Raw genomic sequence first — 15,631 nt, forward strand, 5'->3', positions numbered from 1 at the left:
TCTATCGCACCAAAGTCCGGATGCGACCCTGCGCCCTCTTGCCTGCTCCCGCGCGTTGCCATATCGATTTGTCTTACAAATACGGAGACCACGATGGCAGGCGCCCCCACCAGGAAGAAAAAATTTCGCTCGCAGGAGTGGTTCGACAATCCCGACAATCCGGGCATGACGGCGCTCTACCTGGAGCGCTACCTCAACTACGGCCTGACGCGGGCCGAACTGATGTCCGGCAAGCCGCTAATCGGCATCGCCCAGACCGGTTCGGATCTCTCGCCCTGCAACCGCCATCACATCGAGCTGGCCAAGCGCGTGCGCGAAGGCATCGTCTCGATGGGCGGCATTCCGTTCGAATTCCCGTGCCATCCGATCCAGGAGACCGGCAAGCGCCCGACCGCCGCTCTTGACCGCAACCTTGCCTATCTCGGCCTGGTCGAAGTGCTCTACGGCTATCCGCTCGATGGCGTCGTGCTCACAATCGGCTGCGACAAGACAACGCCGGCCCTGCTGATGGCGGCAGCCACCGTCAACATCCCGGCGATCGCGCTGTCGGTCGGCCCGATGCTCAACGGCTGGCACAAGGGCAAGCGCACCGGCTCCGGCACCATCGTCTGGGAATCGCGCCAGCGCCTATCGGCCGGCGAGATCGACTATGACGAGTTCATGGACATCGTTGCCTCCTCGGCGCCGTCCACCGGCTATTGCAACACCATGGGCACCGCCACGACGATGAACTCGCTGGCCGAGGCGCTTGGCATGCAATTGCCGGGCTCGGCCGCCATTCCCGCGCCCTATCGCGAACGTGGCCAGATTTCTTATGAAACAGGCAAGCGTATCGTCGAGATGGTGCACGAGGATCTGAAGCCGTCCGACATCATGACGAGAGAGGCTTTCGAGAACGCCATTGTCGTCAATTCGGCCATTGGCGGCTCGACCAACGCGCCTATCCATCTCAACGCCATCGCCCGCCACCTCGGCGTCAAGCTCGACAATGACGACTGGCAGACTGTCGGCCTCAATGTGCCGCTGCTGGTTAATTTGCAGCCGACGGGCGAATATCTGGGCGAGGATTACCATCATGCCGGCGGCGTGCCGGCGGTGATCGCCGAGCTGATGAAGGGCGGGCTGTTGCCGCATCCCGGCGCGCGCACGGTCAACGGCAAGTCGATCGGTGAGAATAGCGAAGGTGTCGCCAACGAGAACACTGACGTCATCCGCACCGTTGCCGAGCCTCTGAAGGCCAATGCCGGCTTCATCAACCTCAAGGGCAATCTGTTCGATTCCGCGATCATGAAGACCAGCGGCATCTCGCCGGAATTCCGCGAGCGCTACCTATCCAATCCGAAGGATCCCGAGGCTTTCGAAGGCAACGCCATGGTGTTCGACGGACCCGAGGACTATCACGCCCGCATCGACGATCCGGCGCAAGGCATCGATGAACACACGATCCTGTTCATGCGCGGCGCAGGGCCGATCGGCTATCCCGGTGGCGCCGAGGTCGTCAACATGCAACCGCCGGCCTATCTGATCAAGAAGGGCATCCATGCGCTCGCCTGCATCGGCGATGGCCGCCAGTCCGGCACGTCGGGTTCGCCGTCGATCCTCAACGCCTCGCCGGAAGCCGCGATCGGCGGCGGGCTGGCGCTGCTCAAGACGGGCGACCGTGTCCGCATCGACCTTCGCAAGGGCACGGCCGACATCCTCGTCACCGACGACGAGATCACCCGGCGGCGTGCCGAATTGCAGAACAATGGCGGCTATGACTATCCCAAGCACCAGACGCCCTGGCAGGAGATCCAGCGCGGCATGGTCGCGCAGTTTTCAGAGGGAATGGTGCTGAAGCCGGCGGTGAAATACCAGGATGTCGCGCACACCAGAGGCGTCCCCAGGGATAATCACTGAGCGAGCATCTGTTCGTAGATGCTTACATAAATGACAAACGGCGGCTTGATCCGGATCAGGCGGCCGCCATCCTTGACAAGCCCGCGCGATGCATCCACCATCATGACAAGGGGTGTATCGCGACGACCCCGTGAGGCGTCAGCCCAACGTTCGCGTCCAAGCTTCTCTTTCCAGGAGGTGGACGCCATGCCGTCAACAACCGCTATCACAGTATCGCAACTATCCCGCCTGATCGGTCTGCCAGGCGCGCCCGTCATCATCGATGTCCGTATCGATGATGACTTCGACGCCGATCCGCGCCTTCTGCCGGCCTCGAGCCGGCGCGATTTCAAAACCGTCTCGACCTGGGCACCGGCGTTCGCCGGCCAATCGGTGGCGGTCGTTTGCCAGAAAGGGCTGAAACTCTCACAAGGTGTCGCCGCATGGCTGCGCCATGAGGGCACTTCCGCCGAAAGCCTCGACGGTGGATTCGAAGCCTGGCGCGATGCAAAGGGACTTCTGGTCCGCACCGACACCTTGCCTTCGCGCGACGAAAAGGGCCGCACCGTGTGGGTGACACGAGCCCGCCCGAAGGTCGATCGCATCGCTTGTCCCTGGCTGATCCGGCGTTTCGTCGATCCGCATGCGATCTTTCTGTTTGTCGAGGCTGCCGAAGTGCCTGCCGTGGCGGATCGCTTTCAGGCGGTGCCTTTCGACATCGACAATGTGTTCTGGAGCCATCGCGGCGAACGCTGCACCTTCGACACGATGATCGAGGAGTTTGGACTGGAATCCGAGGCGCTCGATCGCCTTGCCCTGATCGTGCGCGCGGCCGACACCGCAAGCCTCGACCTTGTTCCCCAGGCGGCCGGCTTTCTGGCGGCTTCGCTCGGTCTGTCGCGTATGTTTCGCGACGATCTGGAACAACTGGACGCAGGCATGCTGCTCTACGATGCGTTCTTCCGCTGGTGTCGCGACGCCACCGAAGAAACGCACAACTGGCCCGGTGCAGGCTCGAGCAAACCGTCATGAGCGCGCTTGTGTCGCAAGATACGGTGGTCCCGGTGCCGGCCGCACCGACCTTCACCGAAGCCGTGAAGGTCTGGGCAAAGATCGGACTGCTCAGCTTCGGCGGGCCGGCCGGGCAGATCGCCTTGATGCACAAAGAACTGGTCGAGCAGCGGCGCTGGATCGGTGAGCAGCGTTTCCTGCATGCGCTGAACTACTGCATGCTGCTGCCTGGCCCGGAAGCCCAGCAACTCGCCATCTATATCGGTTGGCTGCTGCACAGGACGGTCGGTGGCCTTGTCGCCGGCGTCCTGTTCGTCGTGCCGGGCGCGCTCGTCATGCTCGTCCTGAGCAGCCTCTATGTGCTCTATGGCGACACGCCGCTGGTCGAGGCGCTGTTCTTCGGGGTGAAGGCGGCGGTGCTTGCCATTGTCGTCGAGGCGGTGATCCGGATCGGACGGCGTGCCTTGAAGAACCGGGTCATGGTGTCGATCGCCGTCTCGGCTTTCATCGCCATCTATGCGTTGAATGTGCCGTTCCCGCTCATCGTCCTGCTCGCGGGCCTGACGGGATGGCTGGGAGACCGCATTGCTCCGGCGCTGTTTTCCGGCTCGGCGCATGGCAAGGGCGATGTTGCCGATATCAAGGGTGCGGTCGACCTGATGTTCGAGCGCGGCGAGTTGGCGCACCTCAGGCCGACGAAATGGCATGCGCCGCGCACGGTTGCGATCTGGCTGCCGATCTGGCTCGGGCCTGTTCTGCTGATCTGGTGGCTTACCGGCACGGCAAGCGTCTGGACCGAGATAGGCCGGTTCTTCAGTCTCATGGCGGTCGTCACCTTCGGCGGCGCCTACGCGGTGCTTGCCTATGTCGCCCAGGCAGCCGTCCAGTCCTTCGGCTGGCTCGCCCCCGGTGAAATGGTCGACGGTCTTGGGCTTGCCGAAACGACGCCCGGTCCGCTCATTCTGGTTTTGCAGTTCGTCGGCTTCATCGCCGCGTTCCGCCACTCCGGGTCGCTGGACCCGTTGCTTGCCGGATCGCTGGGGGCGTTGCTGACCTTGTGGGTTACGTTCACGCCCTGCTTCTTCTGGATATTCCTCGGCGCCCCCTATATCGAGGCGCTGCGCGGCAACAAGGCCTTGTCGGCAGCACTTGGCGCGATCACCGCCGCTGTTGTCGGGGTGATCATGAATCTGGCTCTCTGGTTTGCCTTGCACGTCATTTTCCGTGAGGTGCACGCATTGGGCCTCGGCATGAGTGTGCCGGTGTTTTCGTCGATCGACTGGCGCGCGGCACTGCTTTCCTGTGCCGCCATGATCGCCATCCTGAAGCTGAAAATCGGCATGCTGCCGACGCTTGCGGGGTCTGCTCTTGCCGGCGTCTTGCTGCTGGCGGCGAGTGGCTGACAGGCGCAACGACAAAGACTCAGAGCGCGTCGCGTGATCCGTCTCTACGCGACGCGCTTTACAAGACGCTGTCTTTGAATTCCGCTTGCGAACCACCTAAGTGGTTGGAAACGGATTGGAACATCATGGCGGGACGACGCTCTTCCCTAGGCTTCCTCGGAATGTTGGGTCGTTCGGGCGACTTGAGACAGCTCGATGCGGCATTGCGTGGCGCCGACCTTCATCCAGCCCTCGTGCCGGAGGGCGTAAAACTCACGATCGTCAATCTGATGAAGGATCGCTGGCCCGACGAGCCGCCCAGCCAAGCTTATCCAGAAGTGGCGCGGCTGTTCAGCTATTGCATCGCCGGACCGGAAGCCTTCGAGCGATCCAATGGTGTTCAGAACAGGCTGGATGCAGAGCGCCAGATCGAGGCCGCCCTTGAAACCGGCGACGGCTTCGATGCGCAAATCGTGCTGATGACGCTGCACGCCAAGTTGATCAGTGCCGAAGTCGTCGAGCGCTATGGACTCCACGCGGATTGATTGTTTTGCGAGGGTCTACCCGCCCATGCTGCCGCGCGGCAGCTTGATCATCTCGCCAAACCGGGCGCGCAGTTTGTCGTCGATCAGTTTCGGCACATGGCGCGGAAAGCGCTCGGCAAGCACGCGTTTCTTCTCGATGATCGCCCGCTGCAGGATGTCGGGTCGGCCCTTCTCGTTCCATTCCTTGGGCGAAAAGCGGTCGCCGACGGCCGGATAGAAATACTCGGTCTGCATCAGCCGCAGCGTCTGCTCGTTGCCGAGATAATGGCCCGGACCCTTCAGGCAGACATCGGCGATGGTGTCGATCGACAGCGCCTCGTCCGTCACCTCGATGCCGCGCACGCAGCGCAGGCAGTGGCCAAGCATGTCGTTGTCGATGATCAGGCTTTCCAGGCAGAAACCGAGCAGTGAGGCGTGCATGCCGGCCGATTCGTAGACCAGGTTGAGCCCAGCAAGGCCGGCCATCACATCGGTGATGCCTTTTTCATAGCCGGACTGGATATCGGGCAGTTTCGAATCGGTCATGCCGGCGGCCGAGCCACCCGGCAGGTCGTAGAATTGCGCCATCTGCGCGCAGGCCGCGGTCAGCACCGCCTGCTCGGCCGACCCGCCCGACATGGCGCCGGTTCTGAGATCCGAAACGAACGGCCAGGTGCCGAAGATCGCCGGATGCCCCGGCTTGATGGCATTGACATAGACGAGCCCGACCAGCACCTCGGCCACTGCTTGCACCACGGCACCTGCAATCGCTGCCGGTGCCGTGGCACCCGCCTGTCCGGCCGACAGCAAGAGGATCGGGATGCCGCCTTCGACGCAGGCTTCGAGCACGCCGCAGGCGTCCTCGGCGAACTTCATCGGCGGCACGACGAAACAGTTGGAGTTTGAGACGAACGGCCGGGCGCGGAAATTCTCCTCGCCACCGGCGATGGCATAGAGCATTTCGAGCGCCGGCTGCACGTTCTCGCGCACGGTGAACGAGGTGCCGACATGCTTGGAAGTTCCCATCACGCAGGCATAGAGCGTGTTGAAATCCATATCGAGCGGATCGGGAATGTCGCGCGGCACCATCGGCCGCTGGAAGAAATGGATGTTGTCGAGCCCCTCGACGAGGCGGGCGGCGTCATAGATGTCCTGCAGCAGCGACTCGCGATACTCGCGCTTTTCGACATCGACCAGATGCACGGCGGCACCCGCCGTGCCGTAGTGCACGCGCTTGCCCTTGATCAGCATGTCGTGCTTGGGGTCCTGGCCGTGCAGCGTGAAATGCCGGGCGGCTTTCTTGATCGTGTCGAGCACGACAGCCCGAGGGAAGCGGATGCGGCCATCGTCGCCATAGCTGGCGCCGGCCTTGGTCAACGCGTTGATGCAGGAGGGAATGGCATTGGCGAAGCCAACCGTTTCCAGGAGCGTCAGCACCGCCTCGTGGATGCGTTCCTGGTCGTTCTCGGTCAGCGGTCCGTAGCTGCCGCCTTCGAGACCGGCGCGCACCGGTTTGATGTCGTCGGCCAACGGTGCGGCCCGCATGGCGCGGCGCGCTTCGCGCCCGCCGGAGCGGCGCGAACGCTGATCCGCCGCCGCTTCCTGCTTTTCAAGAACTGACATGGAGACACTCCACCTTTCCGAGAAGCAGGGCGGCGGTTGGTCCACCATCGGCTGCTTCTTCCCCTTTGTGCCCCGACTATGCCGCCGGCATTGGCCCAGCCTATGAGCCAGACGGTCCGGTCGCATATGCCAGAGCTAATGGAGCCGGAGCCAGGCTGTGTGGCTCCGGTCTGGGGATCGGGCGATGGATCAGGCGGCGGCCGGCCTGCGGCCGGCGGCGGTGGCCAGTTCGCGGATGCCGGGCTCGATGTGCTGCAACGCGATCGAGGAAATGCCCAGCCGCATGAAACGCGAAGGCTTTTCGGTGCGATCGAAGAAGCGGTCGCCCGGCTCGATGATGACGCTGCGCGAGGCGGCGGCCTCGGCCAGTCCGCGTGCATCGGTGCCGCGCGGCCCTTCGAGCCACAGCGACGTGCCGCCGGCCGAATCGGTCGAACGCCATTCCGGCAGGAAAGCGGAAATCGCATGGACCAGGCGCTTGCGCCGCTCGTCGAAGGCGCTCGACAGCCGCCGCACCAGTGCCTCGTGATGGCCGAGCGACAGGAACAGCGCGACGGCGCGCTGGTTGTTGGCCGGCGGATGACGCAGCATGAACCGGCGCAGTGCCCGCAGTTCCGAGATCAGTCCGGCCGAAGCGACGATGTAGCCGAGCCGCAGGCCCGGAGCCAGCGTCTTCGACATCGAGCCGACATAGACGACACGGCCGGAGCGGTCGAGGCTCTTCAGCGCCTGCTGCGGCGCCTCGTCGAGAAGCTGGCTGTCATAGCCGTCCTCGATGATGATCTGGTTGTAGCGGTTGGCCCGCGCCAGGAGATCCTGCCGCCGTTCCGCCGACAACGGCACCATGGTCGGGCAATGATGGCTGGGCGTGACGAAGACGAAACCGGAATCATTGGGAATAGAAGCGGTTACGATGCCGGACTGGTCGACCGGCACCGGCTGTATGTCGGCGCCGGCAAGCCGGAAGATCGAGCGCGCGTCGGGGTAGCCGGGGTCCTCCATCGCCACCTTGGAGCCCTTGCTCATCAGCAGCGTCGCCAGCATGTAGAGCGCGTTCTGGGCGCCCAGCGTGACGATGATCTCGTCGGGATTGGCGAAGATGCCGCGCCGCGGCAACAGCCGCGCCTGGATCTGCTCGATCAGCAGCGGATCGTCGCGATCGACCATGTCGGACGCCCAGTTGCGGATTTCGAGCACGGCAAGCGCCATGCGGTTGCACTCGCGCCACTCGGCGGTCGGGAACAGCGCCGGATCGAACTGGCCGTAGACGAAGGGGTAGGACGACTTGATCCAGTTCTCGTGCTTGGCCGGTGGCGGCATGTCGCTGGCGGCGATCTTGCGGCGTGCCTTCCAGTCGATCTCGTTGGCCTGGTCGGGCGCCTTCTGGTGCGGCTTGGCCGGTGTCGCCAGCACGTCGGGATTGACGAAATGACCACGCCGCTCGCGTGCCACCAGGAATCCCTGATCGACGAGCTGCTGGAAGGCCAGCACGACGGTTCCGCGCGCCACGCCGAGTTTTTCGGCCAGGATCCGGCACGAGGGAAGCGGCATCGAAGCGGCGATCTGCCGGTCGAGAATGGCGGCCACGATGGCTTGGCGGATCTGCGCCTGCAGGGTCTGGCCGGATTCAGCCGAAATCCGGAACAGGCCGGACCATATCGCCGTGTCGTTTCGCTGTGGCATGGGAGATGTTCCTCGATGGCCAGCTTTTTTCGCTTGGCTGGACCAGTCGAATGTAACGGTGGCACAAGGGGTTGCGCCAATCAATTTTTCTGATCGTTGGGATTTATGCCAGTGATCCTTCGGCCGAAATCAGGCGCTGCGCCCTCGCTGCGTGACACACTGTGTAACCACCACCCCGTGACGCACCTGCGTCATCGCAGCGTGACGTTCCGTCATCGACGCGTGACGATTCGCGTCATCTCCCCATATTGACCGCACGGAATTCGGCTCAATAGTTTTGGCGCGACGACACGCGCCGGAAACATCCGGTCTGATATGGTGCGTCGAAAACGTCAGGAGTCGCCCGCCAGTGGATCAGTCAGCATTCCAGAAACAGCTTGCCGCCTTACGCGTTCATCGCGCGGCGGCCCCAGCCAGCATGCGCCAGGCCTTCGCCGCCGATCCGCAGCGGTTCGAGAAATTCTCCGCCACCGACGGTGACCTTCTGCTCGACTGGTCGAAATGCGCGGTCGATGCGGTCACCATGGAATTGCTGGAGAAGCTGGCCAAGGCCGCCGATCTCGAAGGCCGCCGGGCGGCGATGTTCGCCGGCAAGAAGATCAACCTCACCGAAGACCGTGCCGTGCTGCACACGGCGCTGCGCAACCTGACCGGCAACGGCGTCACGGTCGATGGCCAGGACGTCAAGGCCGACGTCATTGCCGTGCTCGACGCGATGGGCGCCTTTGCCGATGCCGTGCGCTCCGGCAAGGCGGCCGGCGCCACCGGCAAGAAGATCACCGACATCGTCAACATCGGCATCGGCGGTTCCGATCTCGGCCCGGCCATGGCAACGCTGGCGCTGGCGCCCTATCATGACGGGCCGCGCGCGCATTACGTCTCCAACATCGACGGCGCCCATATCCACGACACGCTGAAAGGGCTCTCGGCCGAAACCACGCTTTTCATCATCGCCTCCAAGACCTTCACCACCGTCGAGACGATGACCAATGCCGAGACGGCGCGCAAATGGGTGCAGGAAGCACTCGGCAAGGAAGCGGTCGGCAAGCATTTTGCCGCTGTCTCGACCGCGCTCGACCTGGTGGCGAAGTTCGGCATCGAATCGGATCGCGTCTTCGGCTTCTGGGACTGGGTCGGCGGCCGCTATTCGCTCTGGGGTGCGATCGGCCTGCCGGTGATGATCGCGGTCGGGCCGCGGAATTTTCGCGCCTTCCTCGATGGCGCGCACGAGATGGACGAGCATTTCCGCACCGCACCGGTGCAGGAGAACCTGCCGGCCCTTTTGGGGCTGGTCGGCTGGTGGCATCGCGTGATCTGCGAATATCCGGCGCGCGCCGTCATTCCTTACGATCAGCGCCTGTCCAGGCTGCCGGCCTATCTGCAGCAGCTTGATATGGAATCGAACGGCAAGAGCGTTACCCTCGAAGGCACGGCGGTGACAACGCCGACCGGTCCGCTTGTCTGGGGCGAGCCCGGCACCAACGGCCAGCATGCCTTCTTCCAGCTGCTGCACCAAGGCACCGATTTCATCCCGGTCGAATTCCTTGCCGCGGCCGTCGGCCACGAGCCGGAGCTCAAGCATCAGCATGATCTGCTGCTCGCCAACTGCCTGGCCCAGTCGGAAGCGTTGATGAAGGGCCGCACGTTGGAGGAGGCACGCGCCCAGATGCTGGCCAAGGGCATGAAGCCGGCCGATGTCGACAAGATCGCGCCGCACCGCGTCTTCTCCGGCAACCGACCCTCGGTGACCATCCTCTACCGCAAACTCGACCCGCGCACCTTTGGCCGGCTGATCGCGCTCTACGAGCACCGCGTCTTCGTCGAGGGAACGCTGTTCAACATCAACTCCTTCGATCAGTGGGGCGTCGAGCTCGGCAAGGAACTGGCCACCGGCCTTTTGCCTGTCGTGGAGGGCAAGGAAAGTGCCGCGAAGCGGGATGCCTCGACCGCTGGCCTGGTGGGATACATCCACCATTTGCGTGGATCGGAGTGAAGAACTTGGCAGACATCAAGGGAATACTGTTCGACAAGGACGGGACGCTTGTCGACTTCAACGCGACGTGGCTCGGCATTGCCGACTTCATGGCCATGGATGCGTCCGACGGCGATCGCTGGAAAGCCGACAGGCTGCTGGCCGCTGCCGGCTTCGATTTCGCCAACAAGCGCTTCAAGCCAGACTCGATCTTTGCGTCGGGCACCAATCTCGACGTCGTCGAATTGTGGTTCCCGCGGCTGTCCAACGAGGACCAGATGCTTGCCGTCGCTCGCTTCAACGAGATCACCTCGGTGCAGGGCTCGACAATGGCGGTGGCGTTGCCGGGCGTCGTCGAGACGCTCACCGCCCTGCACAGGAAATCCTACCGGCTTGGCGTCGCCACCAATGATTCGACCAGCGGTGCGGAAAAGACGCTGGTGACGCTCGGCGTCGCGCAGCTGTTCGACGCCGCCTATGGTTACGACGCGGTCGCCAATCCGAAGCCGGCGCCCGATACCATCCTGGCCTTTAGCGACCTCACCGGCCTGCCGCCATCGGCGATCGCAATGGTCGGCGACAACCGCCATGATCTCGAAATGGCGCGGGCCGGCGGCTGCGGGCTGGCGGTCGGTGTGCTCTCGGGGACCGGCACCCGCGAATCGCTGGCCGGGATCGCCGACGCCATCCTGGACTCGGTTGCCGACCTGCCGGGCTTCCTTGCGGCACGGGTCAAGGAAACGATCTAGCGACCGGATTTACCCACGAAACGAAAGACACCGCTCTTCGGCGCGCTGTCTTTCGCCTGGCCGAAATCCGGCACCTGGTATTCGGCAAGCAGGCGCAGCCGCGATCGCGGCAGGTAGGCGCGGCCTGGGTCGCCGACCAGAACCTCGATACCGGCATCAAGGCAGCGGTCGAGGAAAGGCATGACGCGGTCGGCGACGGCCTGTCCATAAAAGACGTCGCCGGCGGTCACGACATCGACCGCGGGCGGCGATCCGCTGGTAATATCCCGCGCCATCACCGTCATCGCGACGCCGTTCGCCGCCGCGTTGAGAGCGAGAGCGGCAACGCCGTTGCGGTCGATCTCGGCGGCGATCACCGCGCTCGCCCCGGCCTTGGCCGCGGCAATGCCGACAAGGCCGGAGCCAGCGCCAAGGTCGAGCACGCGGCGACCGACCACGGTTTGCGGATGGTCGAGTATATGGCGCGCAAGCACCGCGCCGCCGGCCCACACATAGGCCCAGTAAGGCGGCTGCGGCTCGGGTCCATCGTCGTCCGCCTCGGCCGTGTCGTCATCCGAGTTGGAGCTTTGCTGCGGATCGGTGAGCCGCCTCAGGCCGCTCGCCGGATGGGGCGTATAGAGCCGTATCTCGGGAAGCGACGGCACCGGGGCGACGCGCATGTTCGCCCGGATGAACTCTGTCGGGTCAGGACGGCAAGGTGCGTCCACGGCCTCCAGGCCGTCGGCTGCCGTCATTCGCGCAGCGCTCTTCGCAGGATCTTGCCGACCGGCGTCTTCGGCAGTTCGGTCCGGAATTCGATATATTTGGGCCGCTTGTAGCCGGTCAGGTTCTCGCGGCAATAGGCGGTGAGCGCCTCGGCGGTCAGCGCCGGATCCTTCTTGACCACGAACAGTTTCGGCACCTCGCCCGAATGTTCGTCCGGCACGCCGATCGCCGCCACTTCGAGCACGCCCGGATGCATGGCCACCACTTCCTCGAGCTCGTTCGGATAGACGTTGAAGCCCGAGACCAGGATCATGTCCTTCTTGCGGTCGACGATCTTGGTGTAGCCAAGTTCGTCCATGAAGCCCATGTCGCCGGATTTGAAGTAGCCGTCCTTGGTCATTACCTTGGCGGTCTCATCCGGCCGGTTCCAGTAGCCCGCCATCACTTGCGGCCCCCGGATGCAGATTTCGCCAACTTCGCCGAGCGGCAGATTGTTGCCGTCGTCATCGCGGATGGCGATCTCGGTCGAGGGCAGCGGCAGACCGATCGTGCCGGTGAAGCCGCCGGCGGTGAACTTGTTGGCGGTGGCCACCGGCGAGGTTTCCGACAACCCGTAGCCCTCGGTCACCGGACAGCCGGTCAGCGCCTTCCAGCGTTCGGCGACGCCCTTCTGCACCGCCATGCCGCCGCCCAGCGTCAGCACCAGCGGCTTGAAGTCGAGCTTGCGGAAATCCTCATTGTTGAGCAATGCGTTGAACAGCGTGTTCAAGCCCGGAAAGATGTGGACCGGATATTTCTGCAGTTCCTTGACGAAGCCGGGAATGTCGCGCGGGTTGGGAATGAGCACATTGCGCGCACCTTGCTGCATGCCCATCAGCGCGTTCACCGTCAGCGCGAAGATATGATAGAGCGGCAGGGCGCAGATAAAGTTCGGATGCGCCGGTTTCGGCTTGATCGTATAGGCGTCTTCCATCCACTGCGCGTTCTGCACGACATTGGCCAGCACGTTGCTGTGCAGCAGCGTTGCGCCCTTCGAGACGCCCGTGGTGCCGCCCGTATATTGCAGGAAGGCGACATCGTTGGCCGCCACCTTGGCTGGCTTGAAGTCCATGCCGGCGCCGGCCTTCATGGCCGTGTTGAACTTGACATGGCCGGGCAGCGACCATGCCGGCACCATCTTCTTCACCCGGCGCACGACGAAATTGACGATCGTGCCCTTCAGGCCGCCGAGCATGTCGCCCATCGCGGCGACCACCACATGCTTGACCGCCGTTCTGGAGATGACCGCTTGCAAGGTGTTGGCGAAGTTCTCCAGGATGACGATGGCTTGTGCGCCGGAATCCTTGAGCTGGTGCTCCAGTTCGCGCGGCGTGTAGAGCGGATTGATGTTCACCACCACATAGCCGGCACGGAGCACGGCCATCATCGCCACCGGATATTGCAGCACGTTGGGCATCATCAGGGCGACGCGCGCGCCCTTTTGCAGTCCCTTCGATTGCAGATAAGCGCCGAAGGCCGCCGACAGCCGTTCGACATCGGCATAGCTGATAGACTTGTCCATGCAGGTGAAGGCGGGCTGGGCGGAAAATTGCTTGCAGGCAGCGACCAGGAAATCGCCGATCGAGCTGTAGGGCAAGGCGCCGATTTCAGCTGGTACGTTTTTCGGATAGCTCTTGAGCCACGGCTTTTCCGGCAGGCCGGCGGCAAGCGTCGTCAACGCTTTCGGCAATCGCGAGGCTGCGGCCGGCTTCGCTGCCGGTGCGACCTTCGCCGCTGCAGCCGTCGCCACCGGCTTGGCGGCGGCGGGCTTTGCCGCGGACGTCGTCTTGCCGGCAACAGGCTTGGCCGGGGCTTTGACCGCCGGCTTTGTGCTTGCCTTCACGGGTATGGTGACGGCCTTCGGCTTGGCCGCGGCGGCCTTGGCAACGGGCGCTTTCGGCTTGACTGCGGCGGCCGCTGCCTTGGGAGCCGCCTTGGCTCCCGCTTTCACCGGCGCCGTCGTCTTTGATGCTTTTGCCACCCGTTCCTCCCTCGACAGTTCTTGTTCGTCCGTGCCGCGCTCGCCTCCGAATTGACAGAGACGCCCTCCGCTGCTGCCTGGATATCATCTATGTATTGCCTCTATCGGCGGCGGTGCAAGCCTTGCCCTTGCGGCAAGGCGGTGAAAGATTTGCCGTCGAAAATCTTTCCTGTCGCCGACATTGCGAGCCGGTATCCCGCCGCACCTTTGGTGGGGCGAAGGCCGGCGCGGCATCGATATCGCCAGATTGGCGATCAATAAAAAAATGCGGTCGTTAACAATCTCGTGAATGGAAAAAACTGCTAATTTTTTCTGCCATTTAGCAAAATCGCGGATTTTTTTCCTGCTTCCCGCGGGGTAAGCAAACGGGGTGTTCCAAAGCCGGAAAAACGGTGCTTATATGCGCGCTTCGCGAGCCTGATAGAGGGGCTTGGAAGAACATCAGGGAGTGCTCAATGAAAAAGAAACTCGCTTTTGCGGCCGCGTTGCTGGCCGCAAGCGTCCTGGGCGGCATGGCCAATGCGAAGACGCTTGTCTATTGTTCGGAAGCGTCGCCGGCCAATTTTGATCCGGGTACGACGACGGGCGGCAACGACTTCGATGCCTCGTCGCGGACCGTTTATTCGCGCCTGGTCGAATTCAAGCATGGCGGTACCGAGGTCGAGCCAGGCCTCGCCGACAAGTGGGAAATCTCCGACGACGGCCTGGTCTATACCTTCCACCTGCATCCGGGCGTGAAGTTCCAGACCACCGATTTTTTCAAGCCGACCCGCGACCTGAATGCGGATGACGTGGTCTTCTCTTTCGATCGTCAGTTCAACAAGGCGAATCCTTGGAACGGTGACAAGTATCTGCCCAACCTGACCTGGGACTACTACACCGGCATGGACATGCCGAAATACGTCGCCAAGTGGGAAAAGGTCGACGACCTGACCGTCAAGCTGACGCTGACCGAGCCGAATGCACCGATGCTGGCCAATCTCGGCATGGACTTCGCCTCGATCGTGTCGAAGGAATATGCCGACCAGCTGGAGAAGTCCGGCAAGATGGCCGATTTCTCCACCAAGCCGATCGGCACCGGTCCGTTCCAGTTCGTCGATTACCAGCTGGATTCGGTCATCCGCTATGCGGCCAACCCGGACTATTTCAAGGGCAAGGAGAAGATCGACGATCTCGTCTTCGCCATCACCCCTGACGCGACCGCGCGTATCCAGAAGGTGCTTGCCGGCGAATGCGACATCGCGCCCTATCCGAATCCTGCCGACATCGGCACGATCAAGGCCAACCAGGACGTGACGCTGATGGATCAGGCCGGCCTGAACATCGGCTACATGAGCTACAACACCACCATCCCGCCACTCGACAAGCCTGAGGTGCGCCATGCGCTCAACCAGGCCATCGACCGGGAATCGCTGATCAAGTCGCTGTTCCAGGATGCGGGCGCCACGCCGGCCGTGAACCTGATCCCGCCGACCATGTGGTCGTGGGACAAGGACGTGAAGTCCGATTCCTACGATCCGGAAGCGGCCAAGAAAGTGCTGGCCGCTGCCGGACTGACGGAAATCCAGCTTTGGGCTTCCGATCGCGTTCGTCCTTACAACCCGAACTTCCAGCGGGCCGCCGAACTGATCCAGGCCGACTGGGCCAAGGTCGGCGTCAAGGCTGAGATCGTCAACTACGAGTGGACCAAGTATCGCTCGGAGGGCAAGAAGAAGGATCGTCCCGGCGCCTTCCAGATCGGCTGGACCGGCGACAATGGCGATCCGGACAACTTCTTCGCCACCCTGTTCGCCTGCTCCGCCATCGGCGTCTCCAACTACTCGAGCTGGTGCGACAAGGACTTCGAGGACCTGATCCAGAAGGCCAAGAAGACCAGCGACCAGGCTGAACGCACCAAGCTTTACGAACAGGCGCAGGTGGTCTTCCAGAAGCAGGCTCCGGCCTTCCTGCTGGCCCACAGCCAAGTCTACGCAGTCGTGCGCAAGAATGTCAGCGGTTTCATGATGGACCCGCTCGGCATTCACCGCTTCGACGGCGTCGACAAAGCCGAATAAGAAATTGAGTGGGGCGGCGCCGTAGAGCGC

The 15,631-nt window shown here is 63.2% G+C and carries 12 protein-coding genes; 7 read left to right on the forward strand and 5 right to left on the reverse strand.

Annotated elements, in window-relative coordinates; genetic code table 11:
- The first annotated feature begins 93 nt into the window (after positions 1-93).
- Complete coding sequence (locus AC1D10_RS13720; RefSeq protein ID WP_477272514.1) at positions 94-1,899, forward strand: IlvD/Edd family dehydratase; 1,806 nt, start codon at positions 94-96, stop codon at positions 1,897-1,899.
- Here the strand turns inward: AC1D10_RS13720 and AC1D10_RS13725 are convergent.
- The gene (locus tag AC1D10_RS13725) at positions 1,893-2,087 is read right to left on the reverse strand and encodes a hypothetical protein (RefSeq protein WP_477272517.1); all 195 of its coding nucleotides are present in this window, start codon (positions 2,085-2,087) and stop codon (positions 1,893-1,895) included. The two genes, AC1D10_RS13720 and AC1D10_RS13725, sit on opposite strands and share 7 nt — an antisense overlap.
- On the opposite strand from AC1D10_RS13725, the gene AC1D10_RS13730 reads away from it, so the two are divergent.
- From AC1D10_RS13730 to AC1D10_RS13740, 3 genes are all read left to right on the forward strand, one after another.
- Positions 2,086-2,910, forward strand: a complete 825-nt coding sequence (locus AC1D10_RS13730; protein ID WP_477272519.1) for a chromate resistance protein ChrB domain-containing protein — start codon at positions 2,086-2,088, stop codon at positions 2,908-2,910. The genes AC1D10_RS13725 and AC1D10_RS13730 overlap by 2 nt on opposite strands.
- Positions 2,907-4,292: a chromate efflux transporter gene (gene chrA / locus AC1D10_RS13735; protein WP_477272521.1), complete on the forward strand. Its 1,386-nt coding sequence runs from the start codon at positions 2,907-2,909 to the stop codon at positions 4,290-4,292. The genes AC1D10_RS13730 and chrA overlap by 4 nt, the downstream gene beginning before the upstream one ends.
- Positions 4,293-4,417: 125 nt before the next feature.
- A complete protein-coding gene (locus AC1D10_RS13740) occupies positions 4,418-4,816 on the forward strand; it encodes a hypothetical protein (RefSeq protein ID WP_477272523.1) in 399 nt (132 codons plus the stop codon).
- Positions 4,817-4,831: 15 nt separating this feature from the next.
- Here the strand turns inward: AC1D10_RS13740 and AC1D10_RS13745 are convergent, their stop codons facing one another.
- Together AC1D10_RS13745 and pdxR are read right to left on the reverse strand one after the other, a co-directional pair.
- On the reverse strand, positions 4,832-6,418 hold the full coding sequence (locus tag AC1D10_RS13745) for a trimethylamine methyltransferase family protein (protein WP_477272525.1): 1,587 nt from the start codon (positions 6,416-6,418) through the stop codon (positions 4,832-4,834).
- A 189-nt stretch (positions 6,419-6,607) separates the two neighbouring features.
- Positions 6,608-8,101, reverse strand: coding sequence for a MocR-like pyridoxine biosynthesis transcription factor PdxR (gene pdxR, locus AC1D10_RS13750; protein ID WP_184877324.1), 1,494 nt, complete (start codon positions 8,099-8,101; stop codon positions 6,608-6,610).
- Between the two features lie 349 nt (positions 8,102-8,450).
- On the opposite strand from pdxR, the gene pgi reads away from it, so the two are divergent.
- Together pgi and AC1D10_RS13760 are read left to right on the forward strand one after the other, a co-directional pair.
- Complete coding sequence (gene pgi / locus AC1D10_RS13755; protein ID WP_477272527.1) at positions 8,451-10,094, forward strand: glucose-6-phosphate isomerase; 1,644 nt, start codon at positions 8,451-8,453, stop codon at positions 10,092-10,094.
- Between the two features lie 5 nt (positions 10,095-10,099).
- Positions 10,100-10,822 (forward strand): HAD family hydrolase, encoded by a 723-nt coding sequence (locus tag AC1D10_RS13760; RefSeq protein ID WP_477272529.1) that lies wholly within the window; start codon positions 10,100-10,102, stop codon positions 10,820-10,822.
- Here AC1D10_RS13760 and AC1D10_RS13765 read toward each other — a convergent pair.
- The gene (locus AC1D10_RS13765) at positions 10,819-11,556 is read right to left on the reverse strand and encodes a class I SAM-dependent methyltransferase (RefSeq protein ID WP_477272531.1); all 738 of its coding nucleotides are present in this window, start codon (positions 11,554-11,556) and stop codon (positions 10,819-10,821) included. The genes AC1D10_RS13760 and AC1D10_RS13765 overlap by 4 nt on opposite strands.
- Positions 11,553-13,547, reverse strand: a complete 1,995-nt coding sequence (locus AC1D10_RS13770) for a long-chain-fatty-acid--CoA ligase (protein WP_477272533.1) — start codon at positions 13,545-13,547, stop codon at positions 11,553-11,555. Before AC1D10_RS13770 ends, AC1D10_RS13765 begins: the two co-directional genes overlap by 4 nt.
- 455 nt (positions 13,548-14,002) lie before the next feature.
- Between AC1D10_RS13770 and AC1D10_RS13775 the strand changes: the two genes are divergently transcribed.
- The gene (locus AC1D10_RS13775; RefSeq protein WP_477272535.1) at positions 14,003-15,601 is read left to right on the forward strand and encodes an ABC transporter substrate-binding protein; all 1,599 of its coding nucleotides are present in this window, start codon (positions 14,003-14,005) and stop codon (positions 15,599-15,601) included.
- Positions 15,602-15,631 lie beyond the last annotated feature (30 nt).

It is taken from the genome of Mesorhizobium sp. P2_A8, from assembly GCF_056404935.1.